Origin of the sequence: Bacillus salipaludis (assembly GCF_030938565.1) — a bacterium.
GTDB lineage: Bacteria > Bacillota > Bacilli > Bacillales > Cytobacillaceae > Neobacillus > Neobacillus salipaludis_A.
In genome coordinates this window covers 313,139-333,614 of the sequence record NZ_JAVGVR010000001.1, presented here as the reverse complement: position 1 = coordinate 333,614, position 20,476 = coordinate 313,139, and the positions used below count along the sequence as shown (strand labels likewise).

Here is a 20,476-nt window from a genome sequence, read left to right as displayed (position 1 = left end):
ATTTTCAACTGGGAAATCTTGAATATTTTGTGAATGAATGCGCAGGTAGTGTTTTATAACCTGTGAGGAGGTAAGTGGTCTTGACCACACCTTTATCTGTCCTGCTATTTTTAGCGGGCCCAATCTGACGCGCAATTTTATAAAATTTACAGCGGTAGCGCGTTTAAAAAAGGGGATCGTGATATTGATGGAAAATGCATGGATCATACCGCTTTTCCCGCTATTATCGTTTGTGCTCCTTCTTCTTTTCGGGAAGCGCCTGAAGGAGGCGAGTGCATATGTGGGAATTCTGCTCACATTGGCATCGCTTGTTTATTCGGTGTTAGTGCTCTTTGAACGCTTCACAGAGCCAACCTATATGACAAAGGCAGACTGGCTGACGATAGGAGATCTTCATTTAACAGCGGGCTTTGAAGTGAACCAATTAAATGCATTAATGCTAGTGATTGTATCGCTCGTAAGTTGCTTAGTACATACCTACTCAAAAGGGTACATGCATGGTGACGAGCGGTTCCACGTATTCTATGCCTATTTAGGACTATTTACCTTTGCAATGCTTGGTCTGGTCATTTCACCAAACCTATTGCAAACCTATATTTTCTGGGAGCTTGTCGGTGTCGGTTCCTTCCTCTTAATCGGTTTTTATTTTTACAAAGAAGAGGCAAGGGCTGCTGCCAAAAAGGCCTTCATCATGACCCGTATCGGGGACGTTGGGCTATTAATCGGGATGATCCTCTTGTTCTGGGAAACGAAAAGCTTTGAATATAGTGAAATTTTTGCTGCCGTCCAAAACGGTGCTGTTTCACAATCGATGATCACCTTAACAGCTATTCTGATCTTTATCGGGGCTGTTGGTAAATCAGGTCAGTTCCCGCTTCATACGTGGCTGCCTGATGCGATGGAAGGCCCGACACCAGTTTCGGCCTTAATCCACGCCGCAACAATGGTTGCTGCCGGGGTTTACTTAGTTGCAGCACTATTCCCATTGTTCTTAGCAAGTAAAACAGCGCTGCTTGTCATTGCCGTGATCGGCGGGATTACAGCGATTTTTGCCGCAAGCATCGGTCTTGTGCAAACAGATATTAAGCGGGTATTAGCCTATTCAACCGTCAGCCAGCTTGGCTACATGATGCTTGCCCTCGGATCTGCCGGCTATGTGGCGGGTGTGTTCCACTTAATGACACATGCATTCTTTAAAGCATTGCTGTTCCTAGCAGCAGGTAGTGTCATCCATGCGGTACATACGCAAAACATCGAGGAAATGGGCGGCCTTTGGAAAAAGCTTCGTCTGACAGGACCATTATTCTTAATCGGAACGCTTGCCATTAGTGGGGTTCCACTTTTATCAGGTTTCTTTAGTAAAGATGAAATTTTAGCATCCGCATGGGAAGGCGGCCATCCAATCCTTTTCGTATTGGCGCTGATTGCGGCTTTCTTTACAGCATTTTATATGTTCCGCTTGTTCTTCATGGTGTTTACCGGTGAAGCGCGCGGTGACCAAAAGCATGTTCATGAATCACCATCCAATATGACGATTCCAATGATTATTCTTGGCGTGTTAGCGGTAATTGGTGGTTATGTTAATACACCATGGTTCGGAGAATTTCTTGGCGACTGGTTAGTGGATGGAAACGAAACCTTGGCAGCACACGCCCATGTAGAAGCGCCTGTGTGGATTATGATTGCCGCAACCGTTGTCTCCTTGCTCGGAATTTACCTTGCATGGTTGATCTACGGTAAACGCTCAGTATCACGCAACTGGTTGAGTGGAACTGGCGATATGCTGCATACAATTTTGTTAAACAAATATTACATCGACGAATTTTACCAAATGACAGTGGTTGCTGTTACAACCGGAATCAGCTACTTCCTTAAGTTCATTGATACCTTTATTGTTGAGGGAATTGTGAAGGGGGTTGTCGGGTTTGTACAGGGACTTGGAGCATCCGGTTCGAAAATGCAGACCGGACAGGTTCAAACCTATGGTGCAGTTGCCTTCGTGGGTCTTGCCGTTCTAGCTGTCATCTTTGCGTTAACAGGGGGGTACTTAAAATGAATTTAACATCCGTTCTTTCAATCCTAGTATTCTCCCCGTTACTAGGGATTGTGATTTTAGCATTCATGCCAAAGACAGCGGAAAAAGCAATCAAAGCGATTGGCTTCCTTGCTACATTGCCGGCCTTGCTCCTGGCACTTGCCGTGTATTTACATTATCAAGCAGGTAAAAACCTAGCGGACTTTTCCGTATCGGTTCCATGGATTAAATTTGGGAATCTAACTGGTGCCGCAAAGGATTTGTTATCGGTTCGTTACGAGCTTGCGATCGGTGGCTTCCAGCTGTTATTAGTCGTATTAACAGCGGTGATTGCGACGTTGTCAGCGATTGGTGCGGCACAATTTGTGAAAAAAGAATGGAAAGGCTACTTCATGCTGTTCCTTCTTTTAGAAATTGGCATGCTCGGCGTATTTACAGCGGAAAACTTAATTTTGTTCTTTATCTTCTTCGAGGTAACCCTAATTCCAACCTTCTTCTTAATCGGAAAATGGGGTTATTTTGAAAAAGAAAAAGCCGCATTCAGCTTCTTAATCTACAATGGATTAGGTTCTGCGGTATTATTAATCGCGATTATGATCTTGTTTTCAAAAACAGGAACCACGAATATTGAGCAATTACAGCATATTGTTAATGTCAAAGGCGGTCCGATTTCGGGAGATTTAAAGATGGGCTTGTTTATTGCCTTGCTCATTGCCTTTGGTGTAAAATTACCAATTTTCCCATTGCACAGCTGGATGCTCCGCGTTCACGTACAAGCACCGCCGTCAGTGGTGATGATTCACTCTGGTATTCTACTAAAAATCGGTGCATACGGTTTGATTCGTTTCGGAATGGGAATCTTCCCGGCGCAGTTTGATAAGCTTGCCGTCATGCTGGCCATCCTTGGGGTAATCAATCTCTTGTATGGTGCTTTCTTGGCATTCATTCAATCCGACTTCAAAATGGTTTTGGCCTATTCTTCGATTTCTCACATGGGAATCGTGTTAATCGGTCTTGCGGCGATGAATGAAGCGGGGATTCAAGGGGCGATTTTCCAAGTGGTTTCCCACGGGTTAATCTCAGCTTTATTGTTCTTCCTTGTCGGTGTGTTCTACGAGCGCACGGATACATCTTTAATTGAAAATCTTGGCGGGATGGCGAAAGGGATGCCGCGAGCTGCAGGCTTCTTGCTTGCCGGTGGTCTTGCCTCACTCGGACTTCCTGGTATGTCCGGATTCGTCAGCGAATTCATGGCGTTCCTTGGCTTGTTCAAAGAAATGCCAGTGATTGCAGCCGTTGGGACCATCGGGATTATCATGACTGCCGTTTATTTACTTCGTGCCGTTCTCGGGATTACCTATGGCCAGGCACATCGCGAATTTACCGGTGTTGTCGATCTAAAAGGTGTTGAAATTGTACCGGTTGTTGTTTTGATTGCTTTAATCGTGTTAATCGGTGTTTATCCAAGTGTTCTAAGCTCACCACTTCATGCCACACTTGAAACTATATTGCTTGGGATAGGAGGGTGATGAAGGATGGATATCAAAGCATTGGAATCATTTAACTGGGGCGCTATGACACCGGAATTCATCATCGTTGGCGTTGCTGCCGTCCTAACCCTTCTGGATTTATTTATGCCGAAAAATCAGGATCGCAGAATTCTTGGCTGGATTGGGATTGTCGGTATTTTTGCCGCTTTGATTTCGGTAATGGGAATGATTGACCAAGGAACGGTTTCGATTTTAAATGACACCTTCCGTCTTGATGGTTTTGGCAAGGCGTTTAAAGTTTTGCTTCTTGTTGGTGCCGCTCTAGTCATGTTCTTAGCGGTCAGCTATGAACCGAAAGACGGAATGAAGGAATATCACGGCGAATTTTTCTATCTGTTTTTAACAGCCTTGCTCGGCGCGATGGTTATGACTTCAAGCGGAGACTTGATTACATTATTTATCGGTCTAGAATTGCTCTCGATTTCATCTTATATCCTTGCAGGGATGCGCAAACGAAATGACGCCTCGAATGAATCGGCAATGAAATACGTCATCAATGGCGGCATTTCCACTGCGATTACCTTGTTCGGGATGAGCTATGTGTATGGTTTAACTGGCACAACGAATTTACTCTCGATTGCCGGACAGCTGCAAAGTCTTGCGGACGGGCAGCATGTCTACTTGCTAGGCTTAGCATTTTTGATGATTTTCGTTGGTTTATCCTTTAAGCTTGCGGCTGCACCTTATCATATGTGGGCACCAGATGTTTATCAGGGAGCACCAACACCTGTTACCGCATTTTTGAGCGTTGTTTCAAAAACAGCCGGTTTCGTGATTGTCATCCGTATTTTGTTATCCGTATTCGGCGTGGCTGCATCGGAAGGCCCTGGTTCTGCACCAATTTTATATAAAATGCAGGATTACATCAGCTTTATCGCGGCAGCAACGATGATTATCGGGAACGTCGTTGCCTTGAAACAGACGAATATTAAAAGAATGTTTGCTTACTCAAGTATTGCCCATGCCGGTTACATCCTTGTGGCATTTGCATCGATGAACTTTATCATGTTCGATGCCATCTGGTTCTACCTGCTTGCCTACTTATTCATGAATCTTGGCGCATTCGCTGTGATTCAATTGGTTTCGGAAAAAACAGGTACTGAACGGATTGCCGATTATGCCGGTCTTTATCGCCGTTCGCCGGTTCTTGCAGTTGCGATGGGAATTTTACTTGTTTCGTTAGCAGGTTTCCCGGGCACGGCCGGATTTATCGGAAAGCTTAATATCTTTATCGGAACCTTTGCGGGTGAATCCCACTATGTATTAGCGTCGATTATGATCGCAACAACGGTTATATCGTACTTCTACTATTTCGGTGTCATGACGCAAATCTTCTTCCGTCCGGCTGCTGACGAAAGCAAGTTCAATATTCCATTTGGAATTTTGGTTGTCTTAATCGTCGCTGTCGTGGCATCTGTGCTATTTGGAGTTGCGCCAAACCTGGCTCTAGACTTCCTGCACAACCACTTCAATCAGTTTGCAGACTTTTTGCAATAAAAAAAGAGGCCCGCGGGCCTCTTTTTGTGTTATTTAGCGTTCGATTTCATCCTTTACTTCACCATAGCCTTCTTTTATTTTCCCTTTTACTTTATCCACTTTTCCTTCTGCTTCCTTCGAATGATCATCCGTTAATTTGCCCCATTGCTCCTTGGCTTCACCTTTGACCTGATCAAGATTGCCTTTTACTGTTTCTTTATTCATGTTAACTTCCTCCTTTGTTTTGGTTTCAATTGGTAAATACCCGCTTGGAAAATGGGCTAAACCTGATAGTGGAAATGTTTAAAGATAATATGACGGGGTATGACATATAGCAAGCAAATGCGAGAAAAGGAGATGGAAAAATGAATCTAAATCAAATGATGAATGGCTGGTCCTACTACCTCCAGCAAATCCCGAATGTATTGCTTGCACTTCTCGTCTTACTGGTAGGCTGGCTTGTCGCAAAAGCGATTGGTAAGGCAGTCGAAGCGGGGCTAAAGAAAACAAATCTCGATAATAAGCTATTCTCCAATATTGGAAAAAGAAAGGTTTCATCGGAAGTCATTATCGGAAAAATCGTTTACTATCTTTTACTAGTCTTTGTCTGGATCATCTTCTTTAATATGCTGAACCTCGGCTTAATTGCAGCACCGCTTGTCAAAATGGTCTCCACTTTGACAGGGGCGATTCCGAATCTATTAAAAGCAGCGCTGATCCTCTTGCTGGCTTGGGTCGTTGCCTATCTAGTTCGTATGCTCTTTATTAAAATGGCTTCCATGTTTCATTTCGAACGCCACCTTGTAAAATGGAAAATGAACAAGAGTGAAGTGGATGCATTTAATGTTATTAATAGTATTGCAAAAGGGCTATTCTATTTTATCCTATTGTTATTTTTACCGGCTGTATTAGGGGCATTACATATGGAGGGGATTTCGGACCCATTCTCACATGCCCTAAGTTCGATGTTATCATTTATTCCAAAGCTGTTTGCTGCAGCACTGATTGGATTCATCGGCTGGCTGATTGCGAAGATCGTGCGTGATATTGTAACGAATTTATTAAAGAGTATTGGAATGGATTCAATTGGCCAGCGAATGGGGCTGATGGACAATCTATCGGGTGTGATTGGGAATATTGCGTTTGTACTCGTGTTAATTCCGGCGATTATATCAGCACTGGAAAAGCTGGACTTAAAAGGGATTTCCGATCCGGCAATTGCGATGTTGCATCATGTATTGACACTGATTCCAAATGTTTTGGTGGCCATTGTCTTTATTTTAGCAGGTCTATGGGTTGGAAAATGGTTAGAAAAAATGGTGGCACGAATGCTATGGCGTTTGAAGTTTGATAGTCTATTTCATCAAATGGGCATCGGTTCACTAACTCCGGAGAAATCAAGATATACGCTTTCACAAGTGGTTGGATTGCTTGTTAAAATCATTGTGGTATTGTTGTTTACGGCAGAGGCCTTGCAAATTGTCCATTTAAATTTCTTAGTGACCTTGGCTTCGGGTGTGATTGCTTATTTACCAATGCTATTGGCGGCGATGGTCATTCTCGGGGTTGGCCTATATTTAGGTCAATTAGTCGGGCGTGTCCTGCAAAATGTTCTGCAGCACCGCTACGCACGAACACTGGCAGCGGTAGCGAAATATACGATTTTTGCGATTACCGTGTTTATGGCATTGGATCAATTGGGTGTGGCTCATTCGATTGTGAATGCTGCATTTATCCTTGTCTTAGGCGGCTTGGCGCTCGCGTTCGGTCTTGCGTTTGGGATCGGCGGAAAAGAGTTTGCTGGGAAATATTTGCGGAAGCTTGATGAGAAGCTAAGTGAGGGGAAAAATAATTAGTATTATATTCCGGACTTGGAGGGGTCCGGATTATTGTTATTGTAGATTTATGATTCGCTGATAAACGCGCTCAATTCGCTGATAAAACCCTTTAATTCGCTGATAAACCACTCCGATTCGCTGATAAAACTCAAAAATCGCTGATAGAGCGTAATTTTATACCCAAAATACTAAAAAAGAAGCTGAAAAAGTCCTCAAAGGAGTTCTTCTTCAGCTTCTTTTTCTTTCATTATCGTTAAATCTTCATGAACTGCTTCATAAATTGCCTTTTTCGTGCCAAATAACAGGACTTGATCGCCTTCATGGAGGGGTGTATCCAATAAATTTCTTCTAATTTTCACCTTGCCGCGTTGGATAAACAAGATATTGAGCTCTAGTTGATCCAAGTCTTCTATCATTTGATTAAAGGTATGTCCAGCCAGCTTGGATTCTCTGAAAATATGAAGATAAAGCAAAACATCTTCTTTACTTTTCAAAAAAATCTCCCGAACTGGTAAATCAGCGAGCTCTACTTTCTGCTGCATTTTTCGATTGAATAAACTTGATAATTTTCGTTGCAGCCAGGTTAGCTTTAGGACCAGATAAACGAGCATGGTCATAGCTGCGAGGAAAAAAATCTCTTTCGCCTGCAGCCCCTTCGATAAAAATTGGCTGATTGATGAGATAATCACGGCTAAAGAAAACGCTCCAAACAAAATGAGAAAGGTCGCCAGTTTGCGGCGGATCGGGTGTCCCAATATAAGTTCCGATTCATCGGTGGTAAATCCAGTGCCGGTCATCAAGGAAATAACTTGAAACCGCGAAATCTCTACCTTCAGGCCGGTTAGCCGAAATAAGATCACGAAAATTTCAATGACGGCGACAATAATGATGAAATAGATCAGCAAAAAGAGTAAAGTCATTTTTCACCTCTCATAAAAAAAGTTGGGGCAAAATGCGCCCCAACTATTTATTGGATTTTCTCATTATAAAATTTCACTGAATACATCGCGCCTTCATCCACCATCTTATTATCCTCTATATCATGTGGATGCGGGTGACCGCCTTTATGAATTGGTAGTTGTTCGCTTTTTTCAAAAACAGTCGGCATAATCTTTCGTTTCCATGTCCTTAAAAAATTCTCTGCCTTAATGCGATTCGGTTTATTGGATAACCACATTGCCGAAGCGCCAACTCCTGCCACCACGAGTGAAGTCATTCCAATACTTCGTTTCATATTATCCTACCTCCTCAAAATTTTGAAGCTTACTTATCCATACCCGCTCTTTTAGCTGATGAAACGTTTTAATCTACATCAAAACGGGGATTAACTAGAAAAAAGGAGATTGCGATGGAAAAAGTATTGGGTGAGAACAAGTGGAAGTGGATTCAGTTAAATAAATGCGAGATTGAACGTGGGGCGATGGAGGGGCTTCAAAGTGAATGGCTGGAACGGGTTCGGAAAAATAAGAGTAACTGCCTTCGGGTGGAAGTGCTCGAAAATGGAGAAAAGGCGATGCATGCCTCGCTGATTTATCAGCAAAGCTTTAAAGAGGAACAAGATAATAAGATTTTCCATTTCTATTTAACGAATGAAAAATGGGTAACGGTTGATCTTGAATGGAGCACTTTTCCGTTAAAAGAAATGGACAAGTCGGAAACGGCGGTTGATGGCTTTTTATTATTTTTAGGAGAGTTATTGAATGAAATGTTAGGAGAGGTTGACCAATTTGAAGAATCGCTTAAAACCTTAATTTGGAGCGTCCGTAAACGGAATGAAACGAGGATTCTTGAACTGTTGTATCGCCAAAGACATGAGTTATTGGTGTGGAAAAATCTCTTAATCCCTATAAAGGAGTTGATCATGGCAATCGAGGAAGTCAATCTTCATAAGGGTGGTAATGAGGAGATTTATTTCTGCAGCTCTAAGCGGATGGAACGGGCCTTTGCGCTTCTGAATGAGTATGAACATGAGCTCGATTCGATGATTAATTTGGAAGAAGTCATCTCCTCCCATCGTGGTAATGAAATTATGAAAACTCTAACCGTGATTACGACGATTTTTACCCCGATTATGGCATTTGGGGCCCTATGGGGAATGAATTTCAAGCATATGCCTGAGCTTGGGTGGAAGTATGGCTACCTTTTTTCGATTATCATCACGATTGTCTCAACACTTTTGCTATACGGTTATTTAAAGATAAAAGGCTGGACAGGCGATTTGTTGAAAGGAAAAAGAAAGGGTTCGTTTTTTAAATAATGTGTTTAAGTACTGGAAAAGGGGGGTATTACCCTAATAAGGCTAGCAAAGGAAAGAGGGTGGTTGAAATATGCAGCTGCAAATTCAGTAAGTGCTCGTGAAAAGGCAGGAAATGAGAGGCAGCAATTTAAAAAAAGAGGAGGAATGGAAAATGGCTAAGAATTTATATGATGAAAAGAGTATCGAGGAAGCAGGTCTTCAAGAGGGACAAGATGCTGTTAACCATCATGATAGAGAAGTAGATGAGGATAGAATGAGAAGAACCGCTTCACAGTATGATAATGAAAAATATCAATATCAGAAAAGTCAAAATGGCGGGGGATCCGATTCTGGTTATAATATTGAGCAAAATAGGGATTAGGAAATATTCTCTGGGATTTCCTGGAGTTGAATAAATAGATAAGCGAGAGACCGAGCTGTCTCTCGCTGTTTTCGTACGGTTGTCATGCTAAGATAAAACTAGATACATAGAAGGTGTGAACGAAAAGGGGGGAGACGATGAATATTGTCATTGTGGACGATAATCTGACGAATTTAATGATTATCGAAAAAATCCTGCAAAAAGACGGCTATGATCGCATCGTCAAGCTTTCATCTGCCAAAGAATTATATGAATATTTGCAGCTGGATGGACCGAAAACGGCGGAGGTCCCGGTCGATTTAATTTTGCTGGATCTGATGATGCCGGAAATTGATGGTGTCGAGGCGTGCCGGACGATTCTCGCTCAGGAGCGGTATCAGGACCTACCGATTATTTTTGTAACGGCAATGGGTGATTCCTATAAAATGGCGGAGGCGATGGATGCTGGTGCCCTTGATTACGTGATGAAGCCCATCAATAAAATTGAGCTGCTGGCAAGAATTCGTTCTGTTCTCCGGTTAAAACAGGAGAAGGATTTACGAAAGGAACGCGACCGGCGGATTCAGTTTGAGTTGGATTTGGCGAAACAGGTACAGTTAAGTATGCTCAGTCATCCAATTCAGGATGAAAAGGTTTCGATTTCGGCGGTCTATCGTCCGTCTTTTGAACTTGCCGGTGATTTGTATGCCTGGCACCAGATTAGCCCTAACCGCTATGCGGTGATTTTGCTTGATATGATGGGGCATGGGATTTCTTCTTCGCTCATGTGTATGTATATCTATTCGGTTTTAAAGGATACGATTGTAGAGTTTGGCGATCCCGAGTCGGTGATGAAGGAGTTGAATCGCCGGATGAATCAGCTTCATTTCCCGGATAGTTTGATCAACTATTATTTTACAGCGATATATTTTGTCCTTGATACGGAGCAGCAGACCATTGAGTATGTGAATGCGGGCCATCCGGCGGGGATTGCGATTGTCGATAATGAAGTGAAGCTTTTGACAGAAGGATGTTGTGCGATTGGATTTTTTGAGGATATTGAGGTAGCCAAAGAGGTTATTCACTATTCAGAAGAGGCGAGGCTGTTATTGTTTACGGACGGATTGTCGGAATGGTTGGAGGAGGAGTATGAGGATGCGACTTCGAAAATTATTCGCACGTTGCAGGAAAAGGAAAATGATACTCCTGCCTTGATCCTCCAGCAAATCCAGCAAAGCGCCGAGCCGCTGAATGTGCCTAAGGATGATATGTGCTTGGTGATGATTTCAGCGAAAGCGTGAGCCATGGGGACGGTTCTGGTTTAAAAAGTCACAGAACCGTCCCCATGTCAACAAAAAAAGCACACGACCCCTCGTGTGCTTTAATCAATCCTTTACCCTTCCAAAAATGCCTCTAGCATCCAGCGGTGTTTTTCTAACGAAGTTCGGATTGCAATAAACATATCGGCTGTCGGTTGATCATCATGATCCTCTGCGACCGTAATCCCCTCCGTCAACTCACCGCAAATCATCTCAAAGTCTTCGGCCAGCGTCTTCACCATTGCCGCTGTATCCTCATCACCGGATGCCTCTTTAATTGAAGCCAGCCCCAATTGTTCCTTCAAGGTTGCCGTTGGCAGCGCGCGCAGCGACAGCATTCGTTCCGCAATCGTATCAAAATGAAGACCAGCTTCCTTATACAGCTCTTCAAATTTTAGGTGAAGCGTGAAAAACTGCTCTCCTTTGACATACCAGTGATAATGATGCAATTTCATGTACAGAACCGAGAAATTCGCCACCTGCTGATCCAGTGCCTTTGTAAGTTGGGCGGTTTTGTCTTTTGTTTTTGTATTAGCCATAAAAAATCCCTCCATTCACTTGATATCTATTCAGTACCCGTCCATCACCCAGACTAAACAAAAAGCAAGTTTACAAGAATGTTTCATAAATTTTTCAAATTGGTAAAATTCGCCTAACAATAGTCGTAAACGCCAAAATTAATATGAAAAATATGGTAGAGTTATGGCGTTATCCTTGTCGAATGATACCGGGAAGAGGGCGATGATCATAAAAAATATTAAATTCAATATTCCAGCAAAAATCATTACAGGCTATTTAACCATCCTGATTTGCCTCGGGATCTCTCTACTAATCGTCAATGATAGAATGACAGATTTACAGAAGGAGGCAGACCTCCTTTCCAGTCATGATATCCAAGTCCACGACTTGGTCAATCAGCTGCAAAAAAATGTTCTCGACATGGAAACAGGCATGCGAGGCTATGTCATCACGGGAGATAACCAATATCTCGACCCCTATGAGGACGGAAGCAGAAGCTGGCTGATTAATTATAATAAGCTTCACTCGCTATTAATGCATAACACGAACCAGAAGCATAACCTCGAGGAAATCAAACCGCTGATCCAAAGCTGGATCAAAAACTCTGGGGAATATGTGATTGAGGCGAAAAAGGCAAATGATACAGCCGCATTAAATCGGCATTTTAAAGAAAATACCGGAAAAAAACTGACCGACCAGCTGAATACACAATTTGATTCCTTTCTCAATGAAGAAAAGCAGTTGACGGCGCAACGGATTGATAAACTGAATCAAAATAATATAAATTTAAAAATTACTTTTTATACGATTATCATCTTAGTGTCCATCATCACATTAGTAACAGCATTTTCACTGGGGAACTCGATTGTAAAAACGATCAGGCAGGTTGTAAGAACGATTCAAAGCATCACTGAATCCAAAGTCGACCTTTCCACACGCATAAAAGTGAAAACCCGTGATGAGACCCGTGACCTGGCCGATGCGATGAACAATCTCCTCAGCAGTTTGGAGAAGCAAAGCTGGATCCAGAAAAGTATGACGGAAATCTCGACAATGTATCAGGGAATCACGGATATCACCGTGCTGGCACAAACCTTTATCACAAAGCTTGCCCCGTTGCTCGATGCTGTTTATGGTGTCGTCTATTTGCGGAAGGCGGATGGTCAAGGCGTTCATTTTGTCAAAACAGCGGGCTATGCGATTAAAGATCAGGATGTTGCCTCAAGCTTTCGCCTAGGGGAAGGGATGGTGGGACAATGTGCCCTGGATCAAAGAATTTTTCTTATCGACACTTTGCCTGAAGATCATATCAAACTAACCTCCGGCCTCGGAGCTTCCTCACCGACCCATTTACTAGTTGCTCCTATCGTGGTGGACGGCAAGGTCGAGGCAGTCGTTGAGTTCGCTGCACTGCAGCCGTTTCAAACGCAGCACCTCACCTTATTGGACCTGCTTCAAGATAAATTTGGTTCATCGATTACGAGTGTGCTCGGACGGATGGAAGTAGAGAGACTGCTTAGTGAATCCCAAGTAATGACAGAGGAATTACAAGCACAATCGGAAGAACTTCAAGCGCAATCGGAGGAATTGCAAATGCAGCAAGAGCAGCTGCAAATCTCCAATGACTTTTTAGAGGAGCAAAACCATCATGCCGAACAACGGGCCGCAGAGCTGAAAAAAGCGAAGGATGAATTAGTGGAATATTCGTTGAAGCTTGAGCAGAGCTCGCAATATAAATCGGATTTTCTTGCGAATATGTCACATGAGCTGCGTACACCGTTGAACAGTATTCTCATCCTTTCGCAAATGCTGATAGAAAATAATCAGGAGATGGACAATGCTGAGGTCGAGGAATATTCACGTGTGGTGTACACGGCCGGCGAGGATTTGTTGAGGTTAATCGATGATATCCTCGATTTATCAAAAATTGAGGCGGGAAAAATTGAAATTTTAACAGACGAAGTGAATGTTACAGAGCTTCCGCAGTTATTAAAAAACATGTTTGACCCGGTTGCAGCAAAAAAGAATGTGAAGTTTGAAGTGGTAACGCATCCGGATGTCCCTCCAGTCATCTCGACAGATGGACAACGATTGCAGCAGATTTTAAAAAATCTTTTATCGAATGCTTTTAAATTTACTGAACAAGGGTCAGTAACGGTACGAATGGAGCTTGCCCCACCAGACTTTGCAGAAAAATTAGAGGTGGAGGGACCGGTTATGGCGATTTCCGTGACGGATACGGGTATTGGAATTCCAGCTGAAAAGCAGCAAATTATCTTTGATGCCTTTCAACAAGTGGACGGGACGACGAATCGTCAATACGGCGGCACCGGCTTAGGCCTTTCGATTTGCCGCGAATTTACCCGCTTACTTGGCGGTTTGATCAAGCTAGAAAGTGAACCGCAGAAGGGAAGTACATTTACCATTTATATTCCGAGCAGACTCGAGTCTGAGGTGCAGCAAGAAGAACAGGGGCTTAAGGAGGCAGCGGCAGGGATCAACGAAGTAGCAGCGACGCAAATTCCTTTTGAAAAAAAATCTCCGTCGTCTGAACACTTATTTAAAGGGAAAAAAGTTCTCCTTGTGGACGATGATGCCCGTAATGTTTTCGCCCTTGTGACGGCGCTTGAACGAAAAGGAATGCTGGTGCAAATTGCAGAAAATGGGCAGCAGGCATTAGATATTTTGCGGGACAACACCGACTTTGACCTTATTTTTATGGATATTATGATGCCGGTGATGGGCGGCTATGAGGCGATGAAGGCAATCCGTCACGATCTGAAGATGGTTCATTTGCCGATTATTGCCTTGACCGCGAAAGCGATGAAAGGGGAACGCAGCAAATGTATGGAAGCAGGAGCATCTGACTATATTATGAAACCATTAAATATTGATCAGCTGTTCTCGTTGATGCGGGTATGGCTGACTGAGCAGGTGAATCAATCATGAGTGAATTAATCGTAGAAACCGAAGAGTTTTCGCCGACAGAGCTGCAGAATATTGAAATGAATTTGCTGCTTGAAGGCATCTATCAGATGTATGGCTATGACTTTCGCGACTATGTCCGGGCCTCATTATTCAGAAGGGTTACCAACCGGATGAAAATGGAGAGGCTTAAGACGATTACGGCGCTATTGGAAAAAGTGCTTCATGAACCGGATTGTTTAGAGCGGCTGCTCAATGATTTGTCGATTCGGATGACAGAAATGTACAGGGACCCAAGCTTTTTTGCGGCGTTTCGCCAAGAAGTGGTTCCATTGCTGCGCGCGCTTCCGGAAGTTCGGATTTGGCACGCGGGCTGTGCGACTGGGGAAGAGGTTTACTCCATGGCTATTCTCATGCAGGAGGAGGGGCTGGCGGAAAAAACGACCATCTATGCAACGGATATGAATGATCGAGCGCTTAAGGTGGCGCAAAAGGGAGCGTTCCCGCTGAAGAAAATGCAGCAATATACGAAAAATTATTTGGCTGCGGGAGGAAGTAAGGCTTTTTCCGAATATTATACGACGGATCATCAGTTTGCTTATTTTTGCCCGATGATGAAGGAGAAACTGATTTTTGCGCAGCATAATTTAGTAACGGATAGTTCGTTTAATGAGTTCCATGTCATTTTGTGCCGGAATGTTATGATTTATTTTAACAGCGACCTTCAGCAGAACGTCCATCGCCTCATGTACAACAGTTTGGCAGATGCGGGCTTCATCGGCCTGGGCAGTAAGGAATCGATCTTGTTTCTCCCGAAAGACATTCATTATGAGGAATTCAATTCGCAGGAACGAATTTATCGGAAAAAGTAAAACGGCCCCGTTTAAGGGCCGTTTCGATTAATCTTGCAGCGGGTCCGGGGTGAGATTTTCTTCCCGTAACTCACTGCCCGTTTTTTGCTCCTTCATTTCTTTACCAAGCTTTTTCATTTCGTCCAAATTCTGAGCCATCGAGCTGTTATTGTTGGATGCAGCCTTCAAATCCTGAATGAATTGAGCAGATTTAACCTTTTCATCCATTGCTATCACTCCTTTCTTTTTATATACCACCTATATTTTTATTGAAACATTTTAAACTTATTGATTGGAGCGGAAGGTGCGAAGACTCCTGTGGGAGTACGGGGTAGGGGAGACCCCGCAGGAGCAAAGCGACGAGGAGGCTCCCCAGACCGCCCACGGAAAGCGAAGCATCTGGAGCGGAAATAAACTTGAAAAAATTTTTTTAAAAAAGGTTTAAGGTTCTGAAGAGGCGGGTATGTAACAAATAAATAATCCAGAGGTGATCATGAAATGAATCTAAAAATAGATAAACATCAGAATAATGAAGAAACCTTTGTCCAAGTTTCCGGCGAAATTGATGCCTATACGGCACCACAGCTAAGAGAAGAACTGTTGCCGCTAGCGGAAGGAAAAAACAAGACGCTAACCGTCAGTTTAAAGGATGTTTCTTATTTAGACAGTACCGGACTTGGAGTCTTTATCGGTTTATTTAAACAATTGAAGAAAAATGAAGGAGAGCTGAAGCTGATTGATTTATCCGATCGGTTAAAACGACTCTTCGAAATTACAGGCATAAGCAACATTATTCATATTTCTGCAGAATAAAGGGTGGGGGACGATGAAACAAGTGATGGATTATATTGAAATGAAGATTCCTGCAAAACCAGAATATGTGGGTGTCATCCGATTAACCTTATCGGGGATCACGAGCCGAATGGGCTATACATATGAGGAAATTGAGGATATTAAAATTGCTGTAAGTGAGGCTTGTACAAATGCCGTTCAGCATGCCTACCGTGAGGACGAAGCAGGAGAAATGGTGGTAGGATTTGGAATTTATGAGGACAAATTAGAAGTGATGGTAGCGGATTATGGAAAGAGCTTTAATTTTGCCAAGACGAAACAGGAACTTGGCCCATATACAAAGTCAAGCACCGTGGATCAACTTGTAGAAGGAGGGTTGGGTCTCTATTTGATTGAAACGCTCATGGACGAAGTCCATGTAACGAACACGTCCGGCGTAACCGTCTTCATGGTGAAGCATTTAAGTGGGGAGCGTGATAATCATGACACAACCATCTCAAGCCATGAAGCGAACTAAGGAAGAAATCAATGAGCTGATTCGCGAGTATCAGGAGAATGAGAGCCCGTTAGCTCAAACCGCGCTAACAGAACAATACACGGCCCTGATTGCGAGTCTTGCAAGGAAATATTCAAGGGGGAAACACTTTCATGAAGATCTCTTTCAAGTAGGGATGATTGGGCTATTGGTATCGATTAGAAGATATGATGAAAGTTTTGGCAAATCTTTTGAAGCGTTTTTAATTCCAACCGTCATTGGTGAAATAAAACGGTTTTTACGGGATAAAACGTGGAGTGTCCATGTCCCAAGGCGGATCAAGGAATTGTGGCCAAAGGTAAAAACTGTGGTGGACGAGCTCACTACTCTGTATCAGCGTTCACCGAAAATCCAGGAAATTGCAGATTATATAGGGATTTCGGAAGAAGAGGTCCTAGAGGCCATCGAGATGGGGAAAAACTATCAAGCTGCATCTGTTGATCAGCCAACGGAAACGGGGTCTGAGGGCAGCACGGTGACGCCGCTTGATATTATCGGTTCGCCTGATGAAGGTTTTGAAAGGGTAGACCAAAAGCTGGTACTTGAGAGCAGTCTTCATGTGTTATCGGATCGGGAGAAGGAGATCCTGAAGTGTACGTTTTTGGAGAATAAGAGTCAAAAGGTGACAGCTGAGCAATTGGGAATGTCGCAGATGCATGTTTCCCGCCTGCAAAAGAAGGCGATTGAAAAACTGCGAAGGGAAATCGAAAGCAATGTCCATTAAGAATGAACCTAAGCCGTACGACTATTTTTAAGGGAAATAGTTGTGCGGCTTTTTTATTTTAATTTTAGGTCCTTATCAAAAACACCTCCGAAAAATTTGGAGGTGTTTTTACAGGCACTATTAACTTGTCATAAATTGACCGCCGTTAATATGAATGATTTGTCCTGTTATATAGGACGAATCGTCAGACGCGAGTAGCACGTAACTAGGGGCAAGTTCTTCCGGTTTTCCCGAGCGGCCCATTGGCGTGTTTTTTCCAAAGTTTTCAACCTTTTCTTCGGGAAAGGTGGATGGAATTAATGGGGTCCAAATCGGACCTGGAGCCACACCATTCACTCGGATTCCTTTCTTCACAAGAGATTTGGCCATTGATCGAGTAAAGGAGACGATGGCTCCTTTTGTTGCTGAATAATCAATCAACTGTTCATTGCCCTCATAGGCTGTAACGGATGCCGTATTAATAATTGCACTACCTTCTTTTAAATGTTGAAGAGCGGATTTGGTGAGATAAAACATCGAAAAAATATTCGTGCGGAACGTTTTTTCCAACTGTTCCGAACTAATATCTTCAATACTTTGCTGTGGATGCTGCTCAGCGGCATTATTGACTAAAATATCTAAACCGCCCAACTCTTCTACCGTCTTGGAGAGCGCCTCTTGACAGAAAGCCTCGTCTCCAATATCCCCTGGAATCAGAAGACAACGAACACCTTCCTCTTTTATTTGGGCCTGTGTTTCTTCAGCATCCTTATGTTCATCCAAATAGACAATGGCGACGTCCGCGCCCTCCTTTGCAAAGGCAATCGCAACGGCTTTGCCGATTCCGCTATCCCCGCCGGTAATAAGCGCTGTTTTTCCCTTTAATTTCCCACGGCCCTTGTATGAGGAATCTTTATCACGCGGTTTAGGTTCCATTTTAGAGGTTACTCCCGGCTGTTGATCCTGATGCTGGGCGGGTTGTCCATTTTGCTGTTGATTTTTAGAAGTCATGTTCATCTCCTCCTTTAAAATTTAATCTGTATCATAGTCATACCTACCCGAATCTATCATTCATAAACCTATTAAAATTAAAACAAATAAAGGGGCAAAAAAGAGTTTTGCGCCGATAAAAAGGTGGTATATCATAACCAAGGTTACAAAAACAAGCTAACCTGACGAAGTCAATTTAGAAGGAGGTATATAGGATGAACCTGTTGAAAGTTGCTGATAATACCTCAGTTTCTATCCAAAGCAGCGGGGAGACCTAGTGCTATAGGATTCATATTCCAATCTGAAAATGAGAGCGGCACTTGTTACTGAAAAGAAAAAGACCAATCAAAATTTAAGGGAGGAAATAAAAATGGCTAACAATAATAATGATAATATGAGCATGGAAGAAAGAGGACGTAAGGGTGGACAAGCCACTGCAGAAAAACATGATAAAGAGTTTTTCCAAGAGATCGGTCGAAAAGGTGGAGAAGCCACAGCCGAGAATCATGATAAAGAGTTTTATCAGGAGATTGGCCAAAAGGGCGGAGAAGCCACAGCCGAAAATCATGATAAAGAGTTTTATCAGGAAATCGGCAGAAAGGGCGGAGAGGCCACAGCCGAGAATCATGATAAAGAGTTTTATCAGGAGATTGGCCGAAAAGGCGGAGAGGCAACCTCCGAAAACCATGATAAAGAATTTTATCAAGAAATCGGAGAAAAAGGCGGAAAGTCCCGCAGTAACCAACGTGATGATGATTAACCCTTTTAAATAGATGAAAACGACCAGAAAAGAGCTTGCACAAATTTGTGCAAGCTTCTTTACTATAGGGGGATTGCCTGGATGAAAAAACAAACAATCGAATTTGTCTTTGTGATATTCATCGTGATTCTAGGATATTTGGTGGTGTTGACAGACATTTCATTTAAGTGGAAAGTATTGTGCCTGTCATTCTACGGAGTAATTATTTTGATCACGATATTTTCCTTAATGCTTGAATATCGCTCGGCACAAAACACACTATTATGGATTTATATTTTATTGTTTTTACCGGTAATAGGGTATCTATTTTATTGGTATTCCGGTCAACTTTTATTAAAAGGGACTCTTTTTAAACGTAAGCGTGCGAATGATCGCGAAGTACTCGAAACAATTAGTAAAAGGGTTAGGAAGACAGACTTTTCAAAGCTGAATAATCACCAACAGTGCTTCGTACGTTATCTTAATAAAGTAAGTGTCACGCATTCAGATCCCCATACAAAAACCACGATATTAAAAGACGGGACAGAAACATTCCAAGAAATAAAAAGAAGGCTGAGGGAAGCAAACGAGTTTATTCATATGGAATATTACATCTTTCGGTCTGACCGATTAGGCAAGGAGATTATCGAGATTTTAATGGAAAAGGCAAAAGCAGGGTTGGAGGTACGCCTTATGTATGATGCGGTCGGAAGTGTATCCTTATCAAGCTCCGATGTGAACAGGATGAAGAACGCCGGTATCCATGTCCATCCCTTTAACCCGATTAGGAGCGGATTATTTAATCAAAAGTTTAATTTTCGTAATCATCGTAAAATCATGGTTATTGACGGGAAAACCGGCTTTGTCGGGGGCTTGAATATCGGGGTGGAATACCTCGGAGAAGACGAAGATATTGGTTTCTGGCGGGACACGCATGTCCTTCTTAAAGGGGAAGCTGTTCAAACACTCCACGCGGTTTTTTTATTAGATTGGATGGATGTTACCGGAGAAATGCTTTTGAAGGATGAACGGTATCAGAGGGTAATACCGGCAGAAGCGGATGGACTGGTGCATGTCGTGGCCACTGGGCCTGAAACGGAGGATATGAGTGATCACTATTATACGATGATCTCATGTGCAACAAAATCGATTTGGATTGCCTCGCCTTATTTTGTTCCCAATCAGGCAATCCGGACGGCCCTAAGAATTGCGGCACAAAAGGGAATACAGGTCCGCATCATGGTGCCGGAGAGAAATGATGGTTTCCTCACGCAATATGCTTCGCAGTCCTATTTCCCGGAGGCATTACGAAATGGAATCGAAGTGTACCTGTATCAAAAAGGATTTTTACATGAAAAAATCATCATCGTCGATGGGGACCTGGCTACGATTGGAACAGCCAATATGGATATGCGAAGTTTTCGTCTGAACCTGGAAGTCAATTTGTTTTTAACAGGAACGGAATCGATTCAGGATTTAACCCGGCATTATGAGGAAGATTTACAGGAGTGCTGCCGGCTTCGTCCTGTGGAATTTTATAAAAGAGGAATGGAGGAGAGGGTAAAAGAATCCTTTGCCCGGCTGTTTTCGGGAGTATTATAAAAGCG

Annotated in this window: 20 protein-coding genes; 14 read left to right on the top strand and 6 right to left on the bottom strand. The window is 43.0% G+C overall.

The genetic code is table 11. The features are described from left to right. Nucleotides 1-184: 184 nt before the first annotated feature. From nuoL to nuoN, 3 genes are read left to right on the top strand one after another with little or no spacing between them, the layout of a single operon-like run. The gene (gene nuoL, locus RCG21_RS01540) at nt 185-2,056 is read left to right on the top strand and encodes an NADH-quinone oxidoreductase subunit L (protein ID WP_308912824.1); all 1,872 of its coding nucleotides are present in this window, start codon (nt 185-187) and stop codon (nt 2,054-2,056) included. Further along, nucleotides 2,053-3,564, top strand: coding sequence for an NADH-quinone oxidoreductase subunit M (locus RCG21_RS01535; RefSeq protein ID WP_308912823.1), 1,512 nt, complete (start codon nt 2,053-2,055; stop codon nt 3,562-3,564). The genes nuoL and RCG21_RS01535 overlap by 4 nt, the downstream gene beginning before the upstream one ends. A gap of 6 nt (nt 3,565-3,570) precedes the next feature. After that, nucleotides 3,571-5,082 (top strand): NADH-quinone oxidoreductase subunit NuoN, encoded by a 1,512-nt coding sequence (gene nuoN / locus RCG21_RS01530; protein WP_133332945.1) that lies wholly within the window; start codon nt 3,571-3,573, stop codon nt 5,080-5,082. A gap of 33 nt (nt 5,083-5,115) precedes the next feature. Here nuoN and RCG21_RS01525 read toward each other — a convergent pair whose 3' ends face one another. Beyond that, entirely contained in the window at nt 5,116-5,286 is a 171-nt protein-coding gene (locus RCG21_RS01525; RefSeq protein ID WP_035423704.1) for a CsbD family protein, read from the bottom strand. Between the two features lie 140 nt (nt 5,287-5,426). Here RCG21_RS01525 and RCG21_RS01520 point away from each other — a divergent pair, with 140 nt between their 5' ends. Then, nucleotides 5,427-6,917 (top strand): mechanosensitive ion channel, encoded by a 1,491-nt coding sequence (locus RCG21_RS01520; RefSeq protein ID WP_308912822.1) that lies wholly within the window; start codon nt 5,427-5,429, stop codon nt 6,915-6,917. Nucleotides 6,918-7,111: 194 nt separating this feature from the next. On the opposite strand, the gene RCG21_RS01515 is transcribed toward RCG21_RS01520, so the two are convergent. Further along, nucleotides 7,112-7,819, bottom strand: coding sequence for a TrkA C-terminal domain-containing protein (locus tag RCG21_RS01515; protein ID WP_133332947.1), 708 nt, complete (start codon nt 7,817-7,819; stop codon nt 7,112-7,114). A gap of 47 nt (nt 7,820-7,866) precedes the next feature. Beyond that, nucleotides 7,867-8,133 carry a YbyB family protein gene (locus RCG21_RS01510; RefSeq protein WP_235824706.1) on the bottom strand — a complete coding sequence of 89 codons (267 nt, stop codon included), beginning with the start codon at nt 8,131-8,133 and terminating at the stop codon, nt 7,867-7,869. A 114-nt stretch (nt 8,134-8,247) separates the two neighbouring features. On the opposite strand from RCG21_RS01510, the gene RCG21_RS01505 reads away from it, so the two are divergent. From RCG21_RS01505 to RCG21_RS01495, 3 genes are all read left to right on the top strand, one after another. Continuing rightward, nucleotides 8,248-9,156, top strand: coding sequence for a magnesium transporter CorA family protein (locus tag RCG21_RS01505; protein WP_133332948.1), 909 nt, complete (start codon nt 8,248-8,250; stop codon nt 9,154-9,156). Between the two features lie 151 nt (nt 9,157-9,307). Beyond that, on the top strand, nt 9,308-9,517 hold the full coding sequence (locus RCG21_RS01500; protein WP_133332949.1) for a hypothetical protein: 210 nt from the start codon (nt 9,308-9,310) through the stop codon (nt 9,515-9,517). A gap of 137 nt (nt 9,518-9,654) precedes the next feature. Further along, nucleotides 9,655-10,797: a fused response regulator/phosphatase gene (locus tag RCG21_RS01495; RefSeq protein WP_133332950.1), complete on the top strand. Its 1,143-nt coding sequence runs from the start codon at nt 9,655-9,657 to the stop codon at nt 10,795-10,797. 92 nt (nt 10,798-10,889) lie between these two features. Here RCG21_RS01495 and RCG21_RS01490 read toward each other — a convergent pair whose 3' ends face one another. After that, nucleotides 10,890-11,354 (bottom strand): Dps family protein, encoded by a 465-nt coding sequence (locus RCG21_RS01490; RefSeq protein ID WP_133332951.1) that lies wholly within the window; start codon nt 11,352-11,354, stop codon nt 10,890-10,892. Nucleotides 11,355-11,556: 202 nt separating this feature from the next. Between RCG21_RS01490 and RCG21_RS01485 the strand changes: the two genes are divergently transcribed. Continuing rightward, nucleotides 11,557-14,283: a CHASE3 domain-containing protein gene (locus RCG21_RS01485; RefSeq protein WP_235824707.1), complete on the top strand. Its 2,727-nt coding sequence runs from the start codon at nt 11,557-11,559 to the stop codon at nt 14,281-14,283. Continuing rightward, entirely contained in the window at nt 14,280-15,131 is an 852-nt protein-coding gene (locus tag RCG21_RS01480) for a CheR family methyltransferase (RefSeq protein WP_133332953.1), read from the top strand. Before RCG21_RS01485 ends, RCG21_RS01480 begins: the two co-directional genes overlap by 4 nt. 27 nt (nt 15,132-15,158) lie before the next feature. Here the strand turns inward: RCG21_RS01480 and RCG21_RS01475 are convergent, their stop codons facing one another. Then, on the bottom strand, nt 15,159-15,338 hold the full coding sequence (locus RCG21_RS01475) for a hypothetical protein (RefSeq protein ID WP_133332954.1): 180 nt from the start codon (nt 15,336-15,338) through the stop codon (nt 15,159-15,161). A gap of 270 nt (nt 15,339-15,608) precedes the next feature. Here RCG21_RS01475 and RCG21_RS01470 point away from each other — a divergent pair, with 270 nt between their 5' ends. The 3 genes from RCG21_RS01470 to sigB are packed head-to-tail and all read left to right on the top strand — an operon-like array spanning nt 15,609 to nt 17,161. Further along, nucleotides 15,609-15,923, top strand: a complete 315-nt coding sequence (locus RCG21_RS01470; protein WP_133332955.1) for an anti-sigma factor antagonist — start codon at nt 15,609-15,611, stop codon at nt 15,921-15,923. A 13-nt stretch (nt 15,924-15,936) separates the two neighbouring features. Next, the gene (gene rsbW / locus RCG21_RS01465) at nt 15,937-16,419 is read left to right on the top strand and encodes an anti-sigma B factor RsbW (RefSeq protein ID WP_133332956.1); all 483 of its coding nucleotides are present in this window, start codon (nt 15,937-15,939) and stop codon (nt 16,417-16,419) included. Further along, nucleotides 16,385-17,161 (top strand): RNA polymerase sigma factor SigB, encoded by a 777-nt coding sequence (gene sigB, locus RCG21_RS01460; RefSeq protein ID WP_133332957.1) that lies wholly within the window; start codon nt 16,385-16,387, stop codon nt 17,159-17,161. The genes rsbW and sigB overlap by 35 nt, the downstream gene beginning before the upstream one ends. A 120-nt stretch (nt 17,162-17,281) precedes the next feature. On the opposite strand, the gene RCG21_RS01455 is transcribed toward sigB, so the two are convergent. Then, nucleotides 17,282-18,151 carry an SDR family oxidoreductase gene (locus tag RCG21_RS01455; RefSeq protein ID WP_308912821.1) on the bottom strand — a complete coding sequence of 290 codons (870 nt, stop codon included), beginning with the start codon at nt 18,149-18,151 and terminating at the stop codon, nt 17,282-17,284. A 349-nt stretch (nt 18,152-18,500) separates the two neighbouring features. Here RCG21_RS01455 and RCG21_RS01450 point away from each other — a divergent pair, with 349 nt between their 5' ends. Both RCG21_RS01450 and cls read left to right on the top strand, forming a co-directional pair. Beyond that, nucleotides 18,501-18,890 (top strand): KGG domain-containing protein, encoded by a 390-nt coding sequence (locus tag RCG21_RS01450; RefSeq protein WP_133332959.1) that lies wholly within the window; start codon nt 18,501-18,503, stop codon nt 18,888-18,890. 81 nt (nt 18,891-18,971) lie between these two features. Further along, complete coding sequence (gene cls, locus RCG21_RS01445; RefSeq protein WP_308912820.1) at nt 18,972-20,471, top strand: cardiolipin synthase; 1,500 nt, start codon at nt 18,972-18,974, stop codon at nt 20,469-20,471. Nucleotides 20,472-20,476 lie beyond the last annotated feature (5 nt).

What these genes read in the sequence shown, in the direction of transcription:
- RCG21_RS01490 (WP_133332951.1), bottom strand. Translation starts at nt 11,354, where the DNA reads ATGGCTAATACAAAAACAAAAGACAAAACCGCCCAACTTACAAAGGCA.
- RCG21_RS01510 (WP_235824706.1), bottom strand. Translation starts at nt 8,133, where the DNA reads ATGAAACGAAGTATTGGAATGACTTCACTCGTGGTGGCAGGAGTTGGC.
- RCG21_RS01535 (WP_308912823.1), top strand. Translation starts at nt 2,053, where the DNA reads ATGAATTTAACATCCGTTCTTTCAATCCTAGTATTCTCCCCGTTACTA.
- RCG21_RS01470 (WP_133332955.1), top strand. Translation starts at nt 15,609, where the DNA reads ATGAATCTAAAAATAGATAAACATCAGAATAATGAAGAAACCTTTGTC.
- RCG21_RS01485 (WP_235824707.1), top strand. Translation starts at nt 11,557, where the DNA reads ATGATCATAAAAAATATTAAATTCAATATTCCAGCAAAAATCATTACA.
- RCG21_RS01520 (WP_308912822.1), top strand. Translation starts at nt 5,427, where the DNA reads ATGAATCTAAATCAAATGATGAATGGCTGGTCCTACTACCTCCAGCAA.
- RCG21_RS01525 (WP_035423704.1), bottom strand. Translation starts at nt 5,286, where the DNA reads ATGAATAAAGAAACAGTAAAAGGCAATCTTGATCAGGTCAAAGGTGAA.
- RCG21_RS01515 (WP_133332947.1), bottom strand. Translation starts at nt 7,819, where the DNA reads ATGACTTTACTCTTTTTGCTGATCTATTTCATCATTATTGTCGCCGTC.
- rsbW (WP_133332956.1), top strand. Translation starts at nt 15,937, where the DNA reads ATGAAACAAGTGATGGATTATATTGAAATGAAGATTCCTGCAAAACCA.
- RCG21_RS01495 (WP_133332950.1), top strand. Translation starts at nt 9,655, where the DNA reads ATGAATATTGTCATTGTGGACGATAATCTGACGAATTTAATGATTATC.
- RCG21_RS01455 (WP_308912821.1), bottom strand. Translation starts at nt 18,151, where the DNA reads ATGACTTCTAAAAATCAACAGCAAAATGGACAACCCGCCCAGCATCAG.
- RCG21_RS01505 (WP_133332948.1), top strand. Translation starts at nt 8,248, where the DNA reads ATGGAAAAAGTATTGGGTGAGAACAAGTGGAAGTGGATTCAGTTAAAT.
- sigB (WP_133332957.1), top strand. Translation starts at nt 16,385, where the DNA reads ATGACACAACCATCTCAAGCCATGAAGCGAACTAAGGAAGAAATCAAT.
- RCG21_RS01450 (WP_133332959.1), top strand. Translation starts at nt 18,501, where the DNA reads ATGGCTAACAATAATAATGATAATATGAGCATGGAAGAAAGAGGACGT.
- nuoN (WP_133332945.1), top strand. Translation starts at nt 3,571, where the DNA reads ATGGATATCAAAGCATTGGAATCATTTAACTGGGGCGCTATGACACCG.
- RCG21_RS01500 (WP_133332949.1), top strand. Translation starts at nt 9,308, where the DNA reads ATGGCTAAGAATTTATATGATGAAAAGAGTATCGAGGAAGCAGGTCTT.
- RCG21_RS01480 (WP_133332953.1), top strand. Translation starts at nt 14,280, where the DNA reads ATGAGTGAATTAATCGTAGAAACCGAAGAGTTTTCGCCGACAGAGCTG.
- RCG21_RS01475 (WP_133332954.1), bottom strand. Translation starts at nt 15,338, where the DNA reads ATGGATGAAAAGGTTAAATCTGCTCAATTCATTCAGGATTTGAAGGCT.
- cls (WP_308912820.1), top strand. Translation starts at nt 18,972, where the DNA reads ATGAAAAAACAAACAATCGAATTTGTCTTTGTGATATTCATCGTGATT.